Below are 18,624 nucleotides of genomic sequence, written 5' to 3'. Positions count from 1 at the left end.
ATTATTTGTTGCTCAGTTAGTGAAATTTAGGCTTTACATTTAAAGTCCATTTCCTTACTATTCTCGGCGTTCGGAGAGATGGCAGAGTGGTCGAATGCACCGGTCTTGAAAACCGGCACGGGTTTATAGCCCGTCTAGGGTTCAAATCCCTATCTCTCCGCCACATTAAGAAAAAAGGCTTCCAGAAATGGAAGCCTTTTTTCGTTTTGGCTGGCCATTATCTAAAGTCTGGTCATAGGGATTATTTGAACCCAGGGTTCCTAATGTTTAGATCTAGCTATCACTCAGCCTCATTAACAAAGCCCGCTTTTTAGCGGGCTTTGTGCTATCTAACATATAGCATTTGAGTCATAGCCGGGTTCCTAATATTTAAATCTGGCTATCTCTCTATCAAATTAAGAAAAAGGGCTTCCAGAAATGGAAGCCTTTTTCGTTCTAGCTCTAGCTAAGTGCTACTTAAGATACTAAGCAAACATAAGTACTTTGAACCCTGGGTTCCTAACGTTTAAACCCAGCTATCTCTTCGCTGTATTAAGAGAAGAGGCTTCCAGAAATGGAAGCCTTTTTCGTTATATTGTCTCGTCCTGAAATGAGCTTAGACTAGCGAGAAATAGATATCGGTGATTAGCTCATGCTCCGCCACTTCGGGGAAGAAGTTGTGGTACTCGAAGTAGAGGGGGAAGTCTCTTAGCTCCTCACCGCTCTGGGGTAGCCAATCGCGATAGAATTGATAGATCTTATTGTCCATCTGATCGTGTGGTCCCAGGTGGCGGATCACGGCGCAGCGACCACCGGGGATCGTCTTGGTGATCACCCCATAGTCATTGGTTTTGACATCAGTCGTGACCGAGCCGCAGATGTCGAAATGAAATGCCTCGGGTTCCACAGTATTAGGGTCGTTAAAGGGGACGCCCAATGTCAGGCTGCTGGTGACTGGCGATTCGCCGCTTTGCTTGCGCCAGCTGATAAATTGTTGAATCGAGTCGTTCAGTGAGGCCGGGCTGCCTCTGTGTTCCAGCACGGCGACCTTGATGTCGTCTCTTTCAGTAATATTAATTTGCACTGTCTCTCTCCTGATAGGTTTCATCTTGGCATACTCTCGACTCCATCGCTCCCATTGAGGCGTTAACCTAAATTGTGACGGTGTCTGGGCAAATACCTGCTTAAAGGCACGCGAAAAGGATTCGCCGTTCTCAAATCCCGCATCGAGGGCGATGTCGGTGATCTTGAGCTCCGGATGAAACACCAATCGGTATGAGGCCCGCTTCAGCCTGAGTAGACTGATGTATTTACCTAAAGTTATGCCGGTATACACCTGAAACTGGCGATGAAAATGATACTTGGAGAAGTACGCCTTCTGGCTGAGTTGTTCCAGCGTCAGGGGCTGGTCCAGATGTTTGCCAATATAGTCACAAACCGCCTGGATTCGTTGACTATAGGTTTGATGAGCTTCTCTGTTCATATGCATCTCTGTTCAAGTGAGAGGCTATTGTGAATCTTGGTCGTTAGCGTTACCTGACCGATATTGCTTAATGCAAAATTTATCCAACCCATTAGCTGTAATGCTAGTATTTCAGTCAGCTGCCTTTATCCCAAAGGAGCGAGTTATAGTAGGTTAAAAAGCTTGATAGAACAAAGGGCATAGTGTCATATCGTCAATCATTAGTTAGCTTTGTCTGAATGAGCCATTATGACCGACGACCTGTGCTGGCTTAATCTTTTACGCTAGTCGCTCCTTAAGCTAGTCGCGCAGTTTGGTTTGCCCCTGTTGGATGGCGCTTATCCTGTCTTGCAAAGTGGTAAGTGAAAGGCGTAAATTGAGTTTTATCTGGTGGGTAGTGAGCCTGCTCTATCTATAGACGGTGGCGTGGAGCGTTATGAAGAGTAAGTTAGGGCAAATTGACTTTGATTTTTCGGATCTATTATGCAGCTAAAACCACTGGATAAAGGTCGCTTTCGGTCTATGTGGCAACAGGAGCATGATGCCATCGAAAGCGTAATGAGAGAGTGTATTAGCGAAACGAAAACGGTCGCTCCTCAGCATAAATTAATGCAGCAAGGCCAGAAGCTTGATGCACTGATTTTAGTGCCTCGAGGGCGAATATCTATGGGCTACACAGCAAGAAATGGCCGTAGTTTTCAGCTTGGCACTATGAATTGTGACTCTCAGTTATTTGGTGAAATGGAGTTTTTTACCGATTACCTTTGCCAACTCGACATTATTGCCGAGGAGTCTTTAGAAATAGCGATTATTAATGGTGATAAGTTGCATCAGGCGCTGCTTAAAACCCCAAGGTTTGCACTATTTTTTGCCGGTGCCATTGCCATCGATTACCAAGATACTATGGATATTTTGACTCGCAGAATGCTCTATCCTATCGCGTACAACATCGCCTATGATCTTTATCATCAACATCTAAAAGATCAACCTGTAGAGGGATTTACTAAGTGTTACTTAGAGGCTGAGCGTTTTGCTACAACGGATAGAGTGTATCGTCGAGCCGTGAAAAGTTTAGAGGAACAAGGGCTAATTAAACGCGATAAAGAGGGCTTGGTGATTTGCGACTTAGCAGGTCTAAAGGCATTTATCGAATAGGCCCCAAATGCGAGTTCGGGGCCTTCGAGGTTAATCAAGCATTAAGACTGATTTGTCTGGACGGTTAGGCCTACTCGCTGCCGGTTTGAGATGACGAGCATTGTGATGATTAAGGCATAAATCACAGGAATTGCATACATGACGCTTTGCAGACCTATGATGCTCTCAAATAGTGAGCTGATGGCAGGGCTAAACATGGCTCCTGCGCTACCACTGATCAATATATATGACACGTTGCGGCTACTGGCTGTTTTGACAAATGAGACACCATAAGCAATGAAGGCGTTATACAAGGCGGCACAGGCAAAGCCATAACCGTATGTCAGATAGCCGATGGACTCTAAGTTGTCTGTGGTCACAATCAGACTGGTAATGATCAGCGCCAGACTTATCATCCCCATCACGAAATGTTGGATTTTAACTCGTGACACTATCACTGTTGAGACCAAGGCACCTATCAGTGCGGCAGACCAATATTGGGTAATGATGTTGCCAGCGTCTTCGAAGGGGATGTCGAATTTTGTTTTAACAAACATTGGTGCCCAAGTGAGGAAGGTATAAAGCGCTAACATCCCCAGAAACAAGCCGACACCGCCACTAATAATGCCGAGATTCCATTCCGACTCATCTTTCGTCGTCAGCGTCTCTCGGCGTGTTTCACACAATGAAAAGTTGGTGAGTAGGGCGACTAGCGCGGTTCCCAGAGCAACAACACCTACAGTTAGATAGCTGTAACTCCATGATAATGCGTTGCTTAGTGCGTATGTGGTGATCAGAGGGAATACGACACCAGCCACATTAAATGTTGCATCTTGCACGACAAGCATAGTGCTTTGAATTTTGTCTTTCCAAACGGAGACGACAATGGTGCCGGCGATACATAATCCCACGCCGCCACATAAACCGATCAGCGTCATGGCGAGCATCACAATACTTAATGAGTCAGTGAAATGCATGGCTCCAGCGCTGGCAGCGATCACTAAATAACTGACTAAGGTCATACGTTTTACGCCAATTTTCTCAATTAAGAAAAAGGCCGCGATGGTACCGGCGAGCGCGCCACCATTTAACAGAGAAAAGATAGAGGCAACTTCGTTAACGTTAGCTGAGTACTTTTCAGCTATCGGTTCAATCAACATGCCAAACTGGGTTGCGAAGCCTGCCATGACAAAGTTGGCTAAAAAGCTGAGCAAGGTTAAGGAGATTTTATTCTTCATTTTCTAAATCCTAATTTGCTAATGTCGCTCATCAAGAGCGATCTCAAGAGGCATGATCAATAACTCATGCCTAGTGCTATTACTGATGAGCAGTTTCGAGCGCTAGTTCAATCATCTGATTAAACGTGTACTGGCGCGCCTCCGCAGTGGTCTCTTCACCGGTTAAACAGTGATCCGATACTGTTAAAATGGCCAATGATTCGATGCCTAGGTGATGGGCTAAGCCATATAAACCGGCGGCTTCCATATCTATGCCTAAAACGCCAAAGCGCTCCAGTGCCGGGATCATATCCTCATCGGGGTCGTAATACATGTCACCACTGAAGATGTTGCCCACTTTGACGCTGATCTGCTTCTCTTGTGCGATAGTGTAGGCTCTGTGGAGTAGCTCAAATGTGGCCGAGGTCGCCATTTGGTAACCGCTGCTACGTTTGGCATTGGTAGGAGAGTCTGTGCCAGCAGCTTGTGCCAGAATCACATCGTTAATCTTAACCTTGTGTTGAGTCGCTCCCAGGCTACCCACACGAATAATGCGCTTAACATTGAACTGAGTGATTAGTTCATGGGCATAAAGCACCATCGAGGGGATGCCCATACCGTGCCCCATGACAGAGATGCGCTGGCCTTTATAAAAACCGGTGTAGCCTAACATGTTGCGAATATTAGTGATCTCTTGTGCGTCATCGAGATAGTGCTCTGCGATATACTTTGCGCGTAACGGATCCCCTGGCATTATGATGGTTTCAGCAAAATCGCCTGCTTGGCCATTGATATGTGCAGTCATAAATTATCCTCTGTGTCAGATTTATCCCGATAGTAATTGGTGTTTGGGAGTGACGAGAGGACATAAGTCCGCATGGTGTGATTTTATAGGTAAAATTTTTCGTTCGCGTCACGCTACAGAGAGTTGTTACCTAAGTGACGGGGTGGTTGCCCCTTTATGGTCAATGGGTTGTTGAAAAAGGTTCTGTTTGTAAAGATAAATGGTTAAAAGCCCCTGCGTTTCCAGAAGTTGGCCACCTGACTCTCTTCATCGTTAAGATGTACGTTAAAGGTCTTCTCGGCAACTACCTTGTCCCCCAGAGACAGAGTCATACGCCACTTACCTACCTTGTCATGCTCAGGCGCCCAGATGGTATCGCCCAGATAGAATTTCCAGTCGTTGGATTCGACGAACAGCTCGCCTTCGAAGGGCGGGCGAATATTGCCTTGTTCATCGGGAATGTTGGGGTGATAGATACAGTAATTTAGCAGCCGATTCTTGGCTTTGCGGATACGGGCGATGAAACCAAATTCTATGTCTATTTCGGCCGGTACATGCACTGTGGCCTTGAGAAATTTAGGCAGGTCTGGACTCTCTTCATCCCAACGGCTAAAGAGTCCGGCCTGCAGTATGGTGACATCGGCTTTGAGCTTAGACAAAGAAGGTTGGTCGTTGACTGACTAGGTGTGATACTTCACTGCCATGTCGATCAATGGCTCGCGACTGGCTTTGGCGGCGCGTAATCTCGCCAGATAGTTTTCCCATAACTCCACCTGATTGGTGGCCAGGTCATAGAGCACCTTCCAGGAGTAAAGGCCGGTATCGTGGCCGTCGTCGAACACTAGCTTAACCGCATAGTTGCCAACAGGTGTGATGGCGTTGATGTTGACGTTTTTCTTATGGGTCACCAATACAGGATTGCCGTGACCATGCACCTCGGCCGAGGGCGAGTAGACCCGTAACAGCTCGCAGCTGAGGGTATAGCTCTGACCATTGTCGAAACTCACCTCCAGCAGACGAGATTTACGTTTCAGTTTTAGTCCGGTGACCTTTGGGGTGTCGCTTTGAGGAGTCATAGCTTTGCCTTTTGCTGGAACGCTAGCGTGTTAGGTTAAAAAGAGGGCCCGCAGGGGAACTGACGGGCCCTTTAAGTTTACAGGATGAAGCGGCTGAGATCTTCGTCCTGTACTAAATTATCGAGATGAGCGTTGACATAGTCGGCATCGATCAAGGTCGTGCTACCAGACTTGTCAGAGGCCTCGAATGAAAGATCTTCCATCAGGCGCTCCATCACGGTATGCAGGCGGCGGGCACCAATGTTTTCGGTGCGCTCGTTTACCTGCCAGGCGGCTTGGGCGATGCGGTCAATCCCAGATTCGCTAAACTCTACCTTAACGCCTTCGGTGCCCATCAGCGCCACATACTGCTCGGTGAGCGAGGCGTGGGGCTCGGTCAGAATACGCTTAAAGTCGTCGGCAGACAGGGCTTCCAATTCGACGCGGATCGGTAGACGACCCTGTAGCTCAGGGATGAGATCCGATGGCTTAGACATCTGGAACGCGCCCGAGGCGATAAACAGGATATGGTCTGTTTTAACCATGCCATGCTTAGTATTAACCGTACAGCCTTCCACCAGAGGAAGTAGATCGCGTTGAACCCCTTCACGAGAAACGTCTGGACCTGAGGTGTCACCACGCTTACAGATCTTATCTATCTCGTCTAAGAAGACGATGCCGTGCTGCTCAACCAGTTCGATGGCCTGCTCTTTGAGATCGTCAGGGTTAACCAGCTTAGCGGCTTCCTCTTCGATCAAAACTTTATAGGCCTCTTTGATGGTCATCTTGCGGCGCTTGCTGGCACCAGGGCCCATGTTTTGGAACATGCTCTGCAGCTGATTGGTCATCTCTTCCATGCCTGGAGGCGACATGATTTCGATACCCACCTGAGGGGCTGCGATATCTATCTCTATCTCTTTGTCGTCTAACTGGCCTTCGCGCAACTTCTTACGAAACACCTGGCGAGTGTTGGTGTCATCTTTTTTTTCAGTGTCCCAATCTTCCTTCGGCTTAGGCAGCAACGCGTCGAGAATACGCTCTTCGGCCGCTTCTTCAGCCCTAAACTTACACTTGGCCATCTGTTCTTCGCGGGTCAGCTTGATGGCGGCGTCGGTCAGGTCGCGGATGATCTGTTCGACCTCCTTACCCACATAACCCACTTCGGTAAACTTGGTGGCTTCGACCTTGATGAAAGGTGCCTTGGCCAGTTTAGCCAATCGGCGGGCGATCTCTGTCTTACCTACACCCGTTGGGCCTATCATCAGAATATTTTTTGGGGTGACTTCTTGGCGCAGATCGGCGTCAAGTTGCATGCGGCGCCAGCGGTTACGCAGGGCGATGGCGACCGAACGCTTAGCGTTCTGTTGGCCTATGATGTGACTGTCCAGCTCGTGAACAATTTCCCGTGGAGTCATCTCAGACATAAGTATCCCTTAATGCTTGGGTGCATACGTTTGTTAACAGTGAGCGAGCTCAGTGCTAGTAGTTCAGTTCTTCGATCGTCTTGAATTGGTTGGTGAATACACAGATGTCACCGGCAATGGTCAAAGACTTTTCGGCGATCTCTTTGGCGCTGAGATCGGTATTTTCAAGTAGTGCCGTGGCCGCGGCCTGGGCAAAGTTACCCCCAGAGCCTATGGCTATGAGATCGTTCTCTGGCTGCACGACGTCACCGTTACCTGTGATGATCAGGCTGCACTCGGTATCGGCTACTGCCAGTAGGGCTTCGAGTTTGCGCAGCACTTTATCTGAGCGCCAATCTTTGGCCATTTCGACGGCGGCGCGCATCAGATGCCCCTGGTGCATCTCTAATTTGGCTTCGAAACGTTCAAACAGGGTAAAGGCATCGGCGGTACCGCCGGCAAAGCCCGCGAGGACCTTGTTGTGATATAGGCGTCGAACCTTTTTAGCGTTTCCTTTCATCACTGTGTTTCCCAGTGATACCTGGCCGTCACCGGCGATGACAACTTGATTGTTGCGACGTACTGAAACGATTGTGGTCACGATATTTCCTCTTCTCTAGCCGAGGGGTAGGAAACCCATCGGTGGACAATAGTCTAGATATGGGGATGGCATTTTGTTTTTCAAGGGAGGTTGTCAGTCGCTTTCCTGCGCTGGAGGGGAAAAATAGCCTCTCATGCAGTATCGATTAAAAAGCTAAGCATTTTTATTGGCTTACCCTTTGAGTATGACAAAGCGGCTAATACTAAAGAGGGGGAGTAGCGGTGCAAAACTAGCCTCCTGGGGTTGGGCTTTCATACCTTAGCTGGACGATGATGGGATGGCATCTTTGCATACTCTTGCCTGCTGGCTATGGCTGGCGCTTGTTTCCAAACATGTGGATGAAAGGAAAATCGTTCACTGTGTAAGAGTCGATAGACAACTATTTGCACAGTGACGCTTACCTTAACCTTCGCAGGACGCGCCGACAGATGGATATGGGCGATGAAGGTTGAGTCTCTGGTCATCGCAGTTTCATGTTACTGCTGAAACTTGCATAGGACGACATCACTTAGGGTGATGCTTACCGGGCGGTTGCCGCTTACCGCCTGATTGACATATTTAGTAAAGGATATTACTCATGACAAAGCTACTTCCACTGGCCGCCGCCATTGCGATGACAATAGGCACTGCTCACGCTGCCGACAGCACAGCCATTACGTCACAAAATGGTTCAGGTAACATTGCTACAACCGTGCAGACGGGCACTAACCATAGCGCAACTATCAATACTGCCTTGGGTTTTGACAGCTCGGCGAGTATTGACCAAGCCGGTGATGCGCAAACGGCAATCATTAACCAGGTGGGTGGCGTCGCTAACTCAAGCGCCATGGTGACTCAGTCTGTGGCATCAAACACTGCCACCATCAACCAGGAGCATATGGTCAACACCCAGGCGACTGTGACTCAAGCTGGTGAGGGTAACAATGCAGATGTTAACCAGCTGCATGTTGATGATTCCCAAGCGACAGTTCAGCAGCAAGGTAACGCCAACCTAGCCGATATCAGGCAGTATGGTTTTGGTATCCACAACCCAGCCGGTTCAACCATTGTGCAGACAGGTAACAACAACACTGCGACCTCGGATCAAGATACCTCGACCGATGCACTGTCGACTATCGTGCAGACTGGCGCCAACAATATCGCCAACGTTAACCAGATGAACAATGCCGAGCAATCTGAAGTCGTGGTTAACCAGATCACTAATGGATCTCTGGCCAACGCGACTCAGGATGGCTCTGCCGACTCGATTATCACCATCAATCAGCTTAACGGTTCCATCGGCACCGCCAACGTAACCCAAAGCAGCGGCGTTGAGAATATGGCGAACGTGACTCAGGATGATAACAGCCTGAATGTTTCGGCGATCGTGGCGCAAACTGGCAGCTATAACCAGGTGACCACACTACAGCAGCATGCTATCAATACCAGCCTGAGCGTGATGCAAAACGGTGAGTCTAACATCGCCTCTGTCAACCAAGAGCATGTGAACGACAGCGAGGCGACCGTGAATGTGACCGGTGATTCTAACACTACCACAGTGCGTCAGTATGGCTTCGGTTTCCATGAGCCGGCATCGGCGACTGTGACGACTGTAGGTAATCTTAACAACGTCAACATTAACCAAGATACTTCGTATCTGGCAGAGGCCAGCGTTAACCAGGCGGGTAACGGCAATATTGCGCTGGTGAGTCAGCTTAATGAATCAGACAATGCCATGGTGTTTGTCGATCAAATCGATGGTAGCGAAAGCGGTAATGTTGTCGTGGCGCAGAACCAAGCCGCCAACTCTACTGCAACTGTGATGCAGTCTAGTGTTAATGGTTCGGCGGTGTTTGTAGCCCAGGGCCCAGGTAGTCAATTAAACGCCGACGTAAACCAAACTGCTAGCGTGGATGGTATCGTGAATATTAATCAGGATGGTGTGGATCAAGGCGCTGTGGTGAGCCAGAGCGGTACAGCAAACATGGCCGATGTTTATCAGACGGCGTCGCTGAACCGCGTGACTGTGGCTCAGATGGGCGACTTTGGTGCGGCCGATATCGACCAGACTGGTAACAACAACGAAGGTTGGGTTAACCAGAGCGGTGGTGAGTACAATGATGCTGTGCTGCTGCAACAAGGCGATGATAACTACGCCATGATAGAGCAATCAGGTCTGGGTCAGGATGGCGCACATAACCTGGCGACCATCAACCAGTTCGGCATGAATGACAACGCCACTATCGTTCAAGCCGGTGGTTTTGGCAACTCGGCAACCATTATTCAAAACTAAGCTTTGATTAACGCTTAAAGTGGATATGAAAAAGCCAGCAATATGCTGGCTTTTTGTTGTCTGCGCAGATCACAAACGGGCTCAGGCCCATTTTTTGGGGGGCTGAGGTTAACCCCCTTCCCAGAACCAGATCTGACAGCCGTTGAGGCCGCCGCGCTGCAGGATGTGGCGATGTTTCTCGGCAAGGCGTTTACGCTCGTAGGGGCCTAAGACCACCTTGTACCAAGTACCGTTGCTACCGCTGACCTTACGCACCTGAGCCTCTAAGCCCTGGAAGGCGATCACCGCCTTCATCTCGTTAGCCTGAGCCTCTTTTCTGAAGGAGCCACATTGCATCTGATAGGGGCGAGTAGGTGCAGTATTTTCCGGAATGTCCACCTCGACCTGTTTGTTCTCCAGCTCCTGTTGGTAGGTCCACTCCTCTTTAGGTTTTGGCGGCAGCGCGTTGGGGTCTTTCTTGACCACAGGCTTTTTGACCGTTTCAACCTCAGGTTGAGGCTCAACCTTGTCGGCACTATCGTTGATGCTCCAGAGGAAGTAGCCGAAACCACCGACTAAGCCCAAGGTCACCAGCGAGAGGAAAACCGGAAATCGACGAGGCGCCGGAGCGGCTTTTCGCCGGCCTCCGATGCTTTTACGTCCCTTAGACGCGGGTTTTCTATTGGCGTAATCGCGATTGCTCATCTTACCGCCCTAAATTACATGCGCTCTAAGGTTTCGATACCCAGTAGATCCAGACCCTGTTTCAAGGTCTTAGCGGTAAGCTGTGCCAGCAGCAGACGGCTCTTCTTCTCATCTTCTGAGTCGGCCGCCAGTACCGGGCAGGCCTCGTAGAAGCTAGAGAAAGCGCCAGCCAATTCGAACAGGTAACCACACAGGGCGTGGGGCTGACCCTTGGTCACCATACGGCTCAGCACTTCACCAAACTGCGCAAGTTTATTGCCCAACTCTTTCTCTTTATCATGCTCAAGCTTAATACTGGCACCTGTTAGGTCGACATCGGCCGCTCGCTTGAAGATACCCGCAACACGAGTGTAGGCATACAGCAGATAAGGAGCGGTATTGCCCTCGAAGCTCAGCATCTGCTCGAAGCTGAAGATGTAGTCGCTGGCGCGGTTCTTCGACAGGTCAGCATATTTCACCGAGGCTATGCCTACCACTTTGGCGATCTTATCAAGCTCGGCTTTATCCATATCAGGGTTCTTGCTGCGAACCAGATCGAGTGCACGGGTTTCGGCTTCGCTGAGTAGGTCAACCAGTTTCACCACACCGCCTGAGCGGGTTTTGAATGGGCGGCCATCTTCACCGTTCATGGTGCCAAAGCCCATGTGCTCCAGGCTCATGTCAGGGCGAACGAAGTTAGCGGTGCGCGCCAGGCTAAATACCTGCTGGAAGTGCAGAGCTTGACGCAGATCGACGAAGTAGAGCGCGCGATCGGCCTTCAGCACGTTTGAGCGATAACGCATCGCCGCCAGATCGCTGGTGGCATAGAGGAAACCGCCGTCGGCTTTTTGGATGATCACCGGCAGAGGCTCACCCTCTTTGGTTTGAAACTCATCCTGGAAGACCACTTTGGCGCCGTTGCTTTCAGACAACAGGCCTTGAGCATCCAGATCTTGTACTACCTGCTCAAGGTCATCGTTGTAGGCGCTTTCGCCGCGCACATCGGCACGGGTCAAGCTTACGCCCAAGCGCTCATAGACTTCATGGCAGTGGCTAAGTGAAATATCGTTAAACTCGCGCCACAGCTTGTTGCAGTATTCGTCGCCCGATTGCAGCTCGACCACGAGTTGGCGAGCGCGGGTAGCAAACTCTTCAGACTCATCGAAACGTACCTTGGCGGCGCGGTAGAAGCTCTCGAGATCAGACAGCTCAACCTGAGCCTGTTCGCCATGCTGGGCTCGTAGTTCTTCCATATAGGCCAGCAACATGCCGAACTGGGTGCCCCAGTCGCCAACATGGTTTTGACGGATCACCTTGTGGCCCTGGAATTCAAGGGCGCGTACCACGCTGTCGCCGATAATGGTTGAACGTAGGTGACCTACGTGCATCTCTTTGGCCAGGTTCGGCGAGGAGTAATCGACCACTACTGTTTGTGGCGTTGGTAGCGTAACGCCTAGATGATCATCATCGAGTGCGGCCATCAGTTGATTGGTTAGGGCGTTTTCATCGATGAAGAAGTTAATAAATCCTGGGCCGGCAATCTCGACCTTAGCCACTTGGCTATCTTGTGGCAGGCTATCGATTATCAGCTGTGCTATCTCACGAGGATTCTTGCGGGCCACCTTGGTCAGCATCATGGCCAGGTTGGTGGCAAAATCACCGTGGGTCTTGTCTTTGGTTCGGTCTACCTGAATACGAGCCTCAAAATCCGCAGGCACTATCTCCTGTTGTTTTAGAGTATTAATGGCTTGTTCGAGCAAAGATTGAATATGTGATTTCATTGGCGTTTAATCGATAGTTGCTAGGGTCAAAAGACCCTAAATATGAAAGATTCAGGGATAACCGCGTATTTTAGCCGCTTGTGGTGACTAATTGCTATCCTCTGGACGGATTTTTCTACGCTATTCTCACTTTTTTTGCTTACAGCAGATCCTGTGGGTCGCGATCTAGACTCCAGCGACACTTCTTGGCCAGCGGCAGGGCTTCAATCTGCGGCTGAGCCTGTTCAAACGCCTGCTGTAACTGGCCGCGGGTCTTGGTTTGAAACATCAGCTGACGTCTGAACTTGCCCGCCTTCTTGTCCATGGGGGCGGGCATTGGGCCTATCACTTCGCAGGTTTCGTTTTGGGGCAGTAGAGCGGCGACCTGGGTCAGGAAACTGTCGGCATCTTCTGCTCGGTGGGCCTCGGCGCGCAGCAGCAACATATGCCAGGCCGGTGGCAGCAGGGCTTGTTTACGCTCCTCCAGCTGACCACGGGCAAACTCGCCATAGCCCTTATGCATCAACTCGCGCAAAATCGGATTGTCGCACTGATGGGTCTGTAGCAGCACAGTTCCCGCCTTACGCGCCCTGCCGGCACGGCCTGAGACCTGGGTATAGAGTTGGCCGAAACGTTCGGGGGCGCGAAAATCGGCGCTGAACAAGGCGCCATCCACATCCAGCAGTCCCACTAAGGTGACATCGGGGAAATGGTGCCCTTTGGCCAGCATCTGGGTGCCGACCAAGATCTTGTACTCGCCTTTATGGATGGCATTGAGGTGACCTTCCAGTGCCCCTTTGCGGCTGGTGGTGTCACGATCGATGCGTACCACAGGATAGTTGGGAAACTCCTTGGCCAGCGCCTCAGCCAACTGCTCGGTACCCACTCCTTGGCCCATCAGCATGGTGCTACCACATTGGTGGCACTGTTTGGGGATTGCGTATTGATTGCCACAGTGGTGGCAGCGGATCTCGCCCAGGGATTGATGCACGGTGAAGAAGGCGTCGCAGCGATCGCACTCATGCAGATGACCGCACTCGTGGCAGAGCAGCGCCGGGGCAAAGCCGCGGCGATTGAGAAACAGCAGCACCTGATTGCCTGCATCCAGATGGATGCGCATTTCGTTGAGTAAGGCGTGAGATAAGCCATTTTTCAGGGGCTGGTTGCGGATATCGATGATCCCCTGACGCACCTTTTCGGCGGCCCCGGCCCGCTTGCCCAGGCTCAGGTGTTGATAACGGCCCGCCAAGGCATTTTGCAAGGTTTCCAGTGAGGGGGTTGCACTGCCCAGCAGCACAGGGATCTTCTCCAAGTGGCCGCGCATCACCGCCAGATCCCGGGCGTGATAGCCAACGCCCTCCTGCTGTTTAAAGCTGCTGTCGTGTTCCTCATCTAAGATGATGATGCCGGGGTAGCGCATGGGGGTAAATAGCGCCGAGCGGGTGCCTATGATGATGGCCGCCTCACCGCTTCTGGCCTGGCGCCAGGCACTCAGGCGTTGGTTGTCTGTTAGCCCCGAATGGATCACCGCGACCTGTACCTTGAAGCGGCGTTTGAAGCGGCTGATCGTCTGGGGTGTCAGGCCAATTTCAGGCACTAAGATGAGGGCCTGTTTACCCTGTTTGAGCACGGTTTCCAGCAGGGCCAGATAGACTTCAGTCTTGCCCGAGCCAGTGATCCCCTCCAGTAGCGAACAGGTATAACCCTGTTGTTGATTCAGGGTGGCTACGGCGATCGCCTGTTCGGGATTGAGTTGGTGGGGCGCCTCGCCAAGTTCAAGGCTATCGCGCCAGCTAAGGTCGGTCTCGCAGCGCTTCTCGATACACTCGATCCAGCCTCGCTCGGCTAATGCCTTAAGTGCCGTCTTGCTCAGATCCAGGGCATTGATCTCCTCTTGGCTGAGGGACGTTTCAAGTAGGGCATGTAGCAGTTTGCGCTGGGCGGGGGCGCGTTTAAGCGTGTCTATATCGGCGGCTTGACCTTGGGGGGTCACCTGCCAGATCTTCAGTTGCTGCGCTTCAACCTCAGCGCCTTTGCGCAGAGCCACGGGAAGCGCTTGGGAGAGCATCTGTCCCAGGCTGCAAAAATAGTAACGCGCGGCCCATTGGGTCAACTTGTAGAGCGAGGGGGGCAGCACAGCTTGGTCGTCGAGGAAGGCGATGACAGATTTTATCTGAGTCGGTGTCAGATCGCACTGATCCGAGAGTCCGGTGACCAGGCCGATAAGTTGCTGCCGACCGAAAGGGACACGCACCCTGACGCCTATATCGGCTTTGGCCATATCTGTCTCTTTGACACGATAGCTAAAGGCTTGGCGCATGGGGACGGGCAGGGCAACTTCGACAAACAGGGACATAAATTCGGTCGGGACTCGGCTGGCTTCTAGAACTGTAGAGCAAGTGTACCCAGACTCATGGGTGAGGGCTACCATAATCTGTCATAATGCTGGCTGAGGAAAAGCCGGTGCTTTTGGGGCCACTAGATGTGACAAAATTGTTGAAACATCAAGGAGCTTGGTGCTTAATAGCATAAACCCCAAAGAAGAGTTGCGCTAGCGCAAGCCGAGTAAGGCGGCGTAGGGATAAGCATCTTTTCATCAGGGTAATCCACCTCAAAAAGGGATAAGAAGGTTGCGATGAGAAGAGCGCTATTTCTAGTGATGCTGGGATTGATGTTTGCGAGTCAGGGGGCTTGGGCCCAGTTGAGCCATGTCAGTATCAATCAGCGATTGTCGGGCCTGGGGCAGAGCCCTAGCCTGAGAGTTAATATCGTCGCGCAATCGGTGAACCTGGATAAAGTGCAGTTTATCGTCGAGCAGAAGTCGGGCCGCGAACGTTTGATGGTCAAACCCATGAATACTTATATGCTACTGCTCAGTGGGGTGGAGGACGTGGAAGATCGCGATGCCCAATTAGTGGTACAGGAATATCAGATCAATCGCTGGCAGGAGATCAAACGCATACCTCTGTTTGAGGGGGGGGCTCGTGTCGCGGCCAAGGCAGAGGTTAAGCCGCAGATACCTGCCCAGCAGCCAGCACATTCTCAAGTTAGCACTGCTTCCGGGCAAACGAAAGTGCCAGTGGGCAGTGCGCTTGTTACAAATGACGCACTGGTGACGTCAAATTGTCAGCTTGACTATCAGCCGCCTCAGACACTGTGGCGCCTAGGCTCAGCCTATGCGGCGAGTTGGGAACTCTCGACCTATGGCGCCATGCTGGCCATTTTTGACGCCAACCCTAAAGCCTTTAATGGCGGCAAAATCAATGGACTAAGAGCCGATGTCAAGCTCAATTGTCCGTCAGAATCACTCAAGCAGAGCTATCGCGACGCCAAGCGCGCCAGAGAAACCTTCGAGTCGTTACAGGCCGAATAATGCCCTTGGGCTGGCGTCTCAGCCTGCTGGCGATTATTTTAGATAAAGGGGGTGAATAGTTGCCGGGGATGCTTGTATCTATTGCTGCTATCCTGTACTATCTCGCGCCTAAATATTTTATTAACTGCATGTGGTGTCCGACTTCGGGTTGGAAGTGCGACATGGCCTTAAACTTGAGGTAATCCCAATGAAACCAGGCATTCATCCTGAATATGCTGAAATCACTGCAACTTGTACTTGTGGTAACGTTATCAAAGTAAACTCAACTGCAGGTAAGCCACTGCACTTGGACGTATGTGGTGCATGTCACCCATTCTACACTGGTACCCAGAAAGTTATGGATACCGGCGGACGTATCGACAAGTTCAACAAGCGTTTCGGTATGCTTGGCAAGAAGTAATTCTTTTGCAAAGAACTCTGAAAAAGGCGCCTATATGGCGCCTTTTTTGTTGCCTGTGACTTTATCTTGGCGATCGGCACGAGAAGAATGCTCATTGATACTAAGGTTATGATATAACTGGTTACTAAGCCGTTAATCTAGGGAAGCGATTAATTATGGGTAAGACTCTGGCACTCTCTCTTTACCTCTGGTCGAGCCTGACCGCCGCTAGCACAAGTGTATGCGCTCCTACCCATTACGACGAGACCGTGGTGTTTAAGTCAGTGATCGATGGCGATACTTTAATGCTGGAAGATGACCGTAAGCTCAGGCTTATCGGCATCGACTCTCCTGAAATCGATACTCATTACCCTGAATTGTCGGAGCCCTTTGCCGATCAGGCGAGAAATTTTCTGGCAGGGCGCCTGGTACCTGGTCAGAAACTCCTGTTGTCCTATGATCGTAAGCGACTGGATCCACAAGGAAAGACACTTGCCTATGTCTATACCGAGTCGGGAGAGCATCTGCAGGAAATCATGCTCAGTCAGGGGTATGCCAAGGCACGGGTTTATCAAAACGACTATTTCTGGCAGTGTCTGGCCAATATCGAGCTTCAGGCCCGTCAGCAGAAGCGTGGATTATGGAGCCATGAAAGTTATCAGGCCAAATCGCCCAATGAGCTCGATCGCGATGATCGTAATCGCTGGCGAGAGGTCAGAGGAGTGGTCACAGGTTTTGAAAGAAAAGGTCAGCATTTGTGGCTGATTATCGATGAAAGTTTTTATGTGGGTATACCTAGAGAAGAATCTGGTAAATTTAGCAACATTTTGACCCTAAACCTGCTTGAAAGTCCGGTAATAGTGCGTGGTGAGTTGTATTATTCCTACAAAAAGTGGCAGATGATTGCCCATCATCCCTCACAGATAAGTTTGCAAAATAAGCCTTAGACCTTTTAGCTTCATAATAAACTGAAATTTTCTAATATCTTGTTTAAAAATCGTCTAATTTCGAGTATCTTAGCGCCCTAATGGCTCGTGTCGTTTTTCTCGGTCTATGAGGGAGCGAGACGGGGCAAATAAGACCTTACTCTGAATACACTTGTCGCATTTTTTGCAGGATTACTAAAATGGCCGATTTCCGTCAGCAAGCCCTTGACTATCATGAGTTCCCCGTATCAGGCAAAACCGCCGTTAGCTTGACTAAGCCCGCCGAGACCAGCATGGATCTGGCGCTTGCCTATAGTCCGGGTGTGGCAGAACCTGTACGTGAGATCGCCGCCAATCCTGACGATGCCTATCGTTATACCGCTAAAGGGAATACGGTTGCCGTTATCTCTAACGGAACGGCCATCTTAGGTCTGGGTAACCTGGGGCCATTGGCTTCTAAGCCTGTGATGGAAGGCAAGGCATTGCTGTTCAAGCATTTTGCCAATATTGATGCCACAGATATCGAAGTGAAGCACCGCACCGCTGAAGAGTTTATCAACACGGTTGAGGCGATTGCCGATACCTTTGGTGGTATCAACTTGGAAGATATCAAGGCGCCCGAGTGTTTCGAGATTGAGAAGGCACTGATTGAGCGTTGTAACGTACCAGTGTTTCACGATGATCAGCACGGTACGGCTATTGTTACCGCAGCGGGTATGATCAATGCCTTAGAGATCCAGGGCAAGAAGTTGGAAGACGCGGTATTTGTCTGTATGGGCGCCGGTGCGGCCGCTATCGCCTGTATGACTATGCTGGTCAAGTGTGGCGTGCAGCGTGAGAACGTCTATATGCTGGATCGTAAGGGCGTTATTCACACCCGCCGCGAAGATATCAACGAGTATAAGGCGCTGTTTGCTAACAACACTGACAAGCGTACCCTGCAAGATGTGATCAAGGGCGCCGACGCTTTCCTTGGTCTGTCGGGTCCAGACGTATTAAGTGCTGAAGATGTAGCCCTGATGGCTGACAAGCCGGTGATCTTCGCCTGTTCAAACCCAGATCCTGAGATCAAGCCTGAGCTGGCGCACGATGTGCGTAAGGATCTCATCATGGGCACGGGTCGTAGTGATTACCCGAACCAGGTCAACAACGTACTCTGTTTCCCCTTCATCTTCCGTGGCGCCCTAGATGTTCGCGCCTCGCAGATCAACGATGAGATGAAGATTGCCGCGGTACATGCCATCGCTTCCTTGGCGAAAGAGCCTGTTCCTGCCGAAGTGTTGGCGGCTTATCCAGATGTGTCTGAGCTGAAGTTCGGCCCAGACTATGTGATCCCTAAGCCAATGGATCCACGTCTATTATCAAATGTGGCGAAAGCCGTGGCACAAGCTGCCATCGAATCGGGTGTGGCGGCATTGCCTACACTGCCTGAGCATTACATGGCCTAATCAGGTCATAGCGATAAGAAAAGGGCCTTAGGGCCCTTTTTTATTGTGCCTTTACCGCTTTATTTGTATGGTAAGTGATGTTACTCAGCTTCGCAGCTAAAGCCTTTTGTTATCCTTGAAGTTAAAGCGGTTTCAGTCGTAAAAAATAATAATAATCCTGCAGGAAGC

General features: G+C 50.6%; 16 protein-coding genes and 1 tRNA gene. 7 read left to right on the top strand and 10 right to left on the bottom strand.

The genetic code is table 11. From position 1 onward, the window contains the following. The first annotated feature begins 72 nt into the window (after positions 1-72). A tRNA-Ser gene (locus NY07_RS09385) sits at positions 73-163 on the top strand. Between the two features lie 432 nt (positions 164-595). Here NY07_RS09385 and NY07_RS09380 read toward each other — a convergent pair. Then, on the bottom strand, positions 596-1,462 hold the full coding sequence (locus tag NY07_RS09380; RefSeq protein WP_033539089.1) for an AraC family transcriptional regulator: 867 nt from the start codon (positions 1,460-1,462) through the stop codon (positions 596-598). Positions 1,463-1,924: 462 nt separating this feature from the next. On the opposite strand from NY07_RS09380, the gene NY07_RS09375 reads away from it, so the two are divergent. Beyond that, entirely contained in the window at positions 1,925-2,596 is a 672-nt protein-coding gene (locus NY07_RS09375; RefSeq protein WP_033539088.1) for a Crp/Fnr family transcriptional regulator, read from the top strand. A 41-nt stretch (positions 2,597-2,637) separates the two neighbouring features. Here NY07_RS09375 and tsgA read toward each other — a convergent pair whose 3' ends face one another. The 6 genes from tsgA to hslV all read right to left on the bottom strand — a co-directional run bounded on the left by tsgA (position 2,638) and on the right by hslV (position 7,635). Next, positions 2,638-3,813 (bottom strand): MFS transporter TsgA, encoded by a 1,176-nt coding sequence (tsgA, locus tag NY07_RS09370; protein ID WP_033539087.1) that lies wholly within the window; start codon positions 3,811-3,813, stop codon positions 2,638-2,640. A 79-nt stretch (positions 3,814-3,892) separates the two neighbouring features. Next, positions 3,893-4,597 (bottom strand): purine-nucleoside phosphorylase, encoded by a 705-nt coding sequence (gene deoD, locus NY07_RS09365; RefSeq protein ID WP_033539086.1) that lies wholly within the window; start codon positions 4,595-4,597, stop codon positions 3,893-3,895. 203 nt (positions 4,598-4,800) lie between these two features. Further along, a complete protein-coding gene (locus tag NY07_RS09360) occupies positions 4,801-5,235 on the bottom strand; it encodes a DUF3859 domain-containing protein (protein ID WP_033539085.1) in 435 nt (144 codons plus the stop codon). A gap of 21 nt (positions 5,236-5,256) precedes the next feature. Beyond that, the gene (locus NY07_RS09355) at positions 5,257-5,652 is read right to left on the bottom strand and encodes a gamma-butyrobetaine hydroxylase-like domain-containing protein (protein ID WP_033539084.1); all 396 of its coding nucleotides are present in this window, start codon (positions 5,650-5,652) and stop codon (positions 5,257-5,259) included. Positions 5,653-5,729: 77 nt separating this feature from the next. After that, complete coding sequence (hslU, locus tag NY07_RS09350) at positions 5,730-7,055, bottom strand: HslU--HslV peptidase ATPase subunit (protein WP_033539083.1); 1,326 nt, start codon at positions 7,053-7,055, stop codon at positions 5,730-5,732. Between the two features lie 55 nt (positions 7,056-7,110). Further along, a complete protein-coding gene (gene hslV / locus NY07_RS09345; protein ID WP_033539082.1) occupies positions 7,111-7,635 on the bottom strand; it encodes an ATP-dependent protease subunit HslV in 525 nt (174 codons plus the stop codon). Positions 7,636-8,212: 577 nt separating this feature from the next. Here hslV and NY07_RS09340 point away from each other — a divergent pair. Then, positions 8,213-9,907 carry a hypothetical protein gene (locus tag NY07_RS09340; protein ID WP_033539081.1) on the top strand — a complete coding sequence of 565 codons (1,695 nt, stop codon included), beginning with the start codon at positions 8,213-8,215 and terminating at the stop codon, positions 9,905-9,907. A gap of 108 nt (positions 9,908-10,015) precedes the next feature. Here NY07_RS09340 and NY07_RS09335 read toward each other — a convergent pair whose 3' ends face one another. The 3 genes from NY07_RS09335 to priA all read right to left on the bottom strand — a co-directional run bounded on the left by NY07_RS09335 (position 10,016) and on the right by priA (position 14,686). Then, positions 10,016-10,591: an SPOR domain-containing protein gene (locus NY07_RS09335; RefSeq protein WP_033539080.1), complete on the bottom strand. Its 576-nt coding sequence runs from the start codon at positions 10,589-10,591 to the stop codon at positions 10,016-10,018. Positions 10,592-10,605: 14 nt separating this feature from the next. Beyond that, a complete protein-coding gene (argS, locus tag NY07_RS09330) occupies positions 10,606-12,351 on the bottom strand; it encodes an arginine--tRNA ligase (protein WP_033539079.1) in 1,746 nt (581 codons plus the stop codon). Between the two features lie 139 nt (positions 12,352-12,490). Next, positions 12,491-14,686: a primosomal protein N' gene (priA, locus tag NY07_RS09325; protein ID WP_033539078.1), complete on the bottom strand. Its 2,196-nt coding sequence runs from the start codon at positions 14,684-14,686 to the stop codon at positions 12,491-12,493. Positions 14,687-14,965: 279 nt separating this feature from the next. Between priA and NY07_RS09320 the strand changes: the two genes are divergently transcribed. The 4 genes from NY07_RS09320 to NY07_RS09305 all read left to right on the top strand — a co-directional run bounded on the left by NY07_RS09320 (position 14,966) and on the right by NY07_RS09305 (position 18,456). After that, entirely contained in the window at positions 14,966-15,703 is a 738-nt protein-coding gene (locus NY07_RS09320; RefSeq protein ID WP_033539077.1) for a hypothetical protein, read from the top strand. 187 nt (positions 15,704-15,890) lie between these two features. Next, a complete protein-coding gene (rpmE, locus tag NY07_RS09315) occupies positions 15,891-16,103 on the top strand; it encodes a 50S ribosomal protein L31 (protein WP_011864187.1) in 213 nt (70 codons plus the stop codon). A gap of 155 nt (positions 16,104-16,258) precedes the next feature. After that, the gene (locus tag NY07_RS09310; protein ID WP_033539076.1) at positions 16,259-17,029 is read left to right on the top strand and encodes a thermonuclease family protein; all 771 of its coding nucleotides are present in this window, start codon (positions 16,259-16,261) and stop codon (positions 17,027-17,029) included. Positions 17,030-17,208: 179 nt separating this feature from the next. Next, entirely contained in the window at positions 17,209-18,456 is a 1,248-nt protein-coding gene (locus NY07_RS09305; protein WP_033539075.1) for a malic enzyme-like NAD(P)-binding protein, read from the top strand. Positions 18,457-18,624 lie beyond the last annotated feature (168 nt).

The sequence above is a fragment of the Shewanella sp. ECSMB14101 genome, from assembly GCF_000773485.1.
In the GTDB taxonomy this organism is placed as follows: domain Bacteria; phylum Pseudomonadota; class Gammaproteobacteria; order Enterobacterales; family Shewanellaceae; genus Shewanella; species Shewanella marisflavi.
The sequence above is the reverse complement of the archived record's forward strand: the minus strand, read 5'-3'. Positions and strand labels throughout refer to the sequence as shown.

Bases quoted from the DNA above. Each gene is read 5' to 3' on its own strand.
- NY07_RS09380 (WP_033539089.1), bottom strand. From the start codon at position 1,462: ATGAACAGAGAAGCTCATCAAACCTATAGTCAACGAATCCAGGCGGTT.
- NY07_RS09375 (WP_033539088.1), top strand. From the start codon at position 1,925: ATGCAGCTAAAACCACTGGATAAAGGTCGCTTTCGGTCTATGTGGCAA.
- tsgA (WP_033539087.1), bottom strand. From the start codon at position 3,813: ATGAAGAATAAAATCTCCTTAACCTTGCTCAGCTTTTTAGCCAACTTT.
- deoD (WP_033539086.1), bottom strand. From the start codon at position 4,597: ATGACTGCACATATCAATGGCCAAGCAGGCGATTTTGCTGAAACCATC.
- NY07_RS09355 (WP_033539084.1), bottom strand. From the start codon at position 5,652: ATGACTCCTCAAAGCGACACCCCAAAGGTCACCGGACTAAAACTGAAA.
- hslU (WP_033539083.1), bottom strand. From the start codon at position 7,055: ATGTCTGAGATGACTCCACGGGAAATTGTTCACGAGCTGGACAGTCAC.
- NY07_RS09340 (WP_033539081.1), top strand. From the start codon at position 8,213: ATGACAAAGCTACTTCCACTGGCCGCCGCCATTGCGATGACAATAGGC.
- NY07_RS09335 (WP_033539080.1), bottom strand. From the start codon at position 10,591: ATGAGCAATCGCGATTACGCCAATAGAAAACCCGCGTCTAAGGGACGT.
- argS (WP_033539079.1), bottom strand. From the start codon at position 12,351: ATGAAATCACATATTCAATCTTTGCTCGAACAAGCCATTAATACTCTA.
- priA (WP_033539078.1), bottom strand. From the start codon at position 14,686: ATGTCCCTGTTTGTCGAAGTTGCCCTGCCCGTCCCCATGCGCCAAGCC.
- NY07_RS09320 (WP_033539077.1), top strand. From the start codon at position 14,966: ATGAGAAGAGCGCTATTTCTAGTGATGCTGGGATTGATGTTTGCGAGT.
- rpmE (WP_011864187.1), top strand. From the start codon at position 15,891: ATGAAACCAGGCATTCATCCTGAATATGCTGAAATCACTGCAACTTGT.
- NY07_RS09310 (WP_033539076.1), top strand. From the start codon at position 16,259: ATGGGTAAGACTCTGGCACTCTCTCTTTACCTCTGGTCGAGCCTGACC.
- NY07_RS09305 (WP_033539075.1), top strand. From the start codon at position 17,209: ATGGCCGATTTCCGTCAGCAAGCCCTTGACTATCATGAGTTCCCCGTA.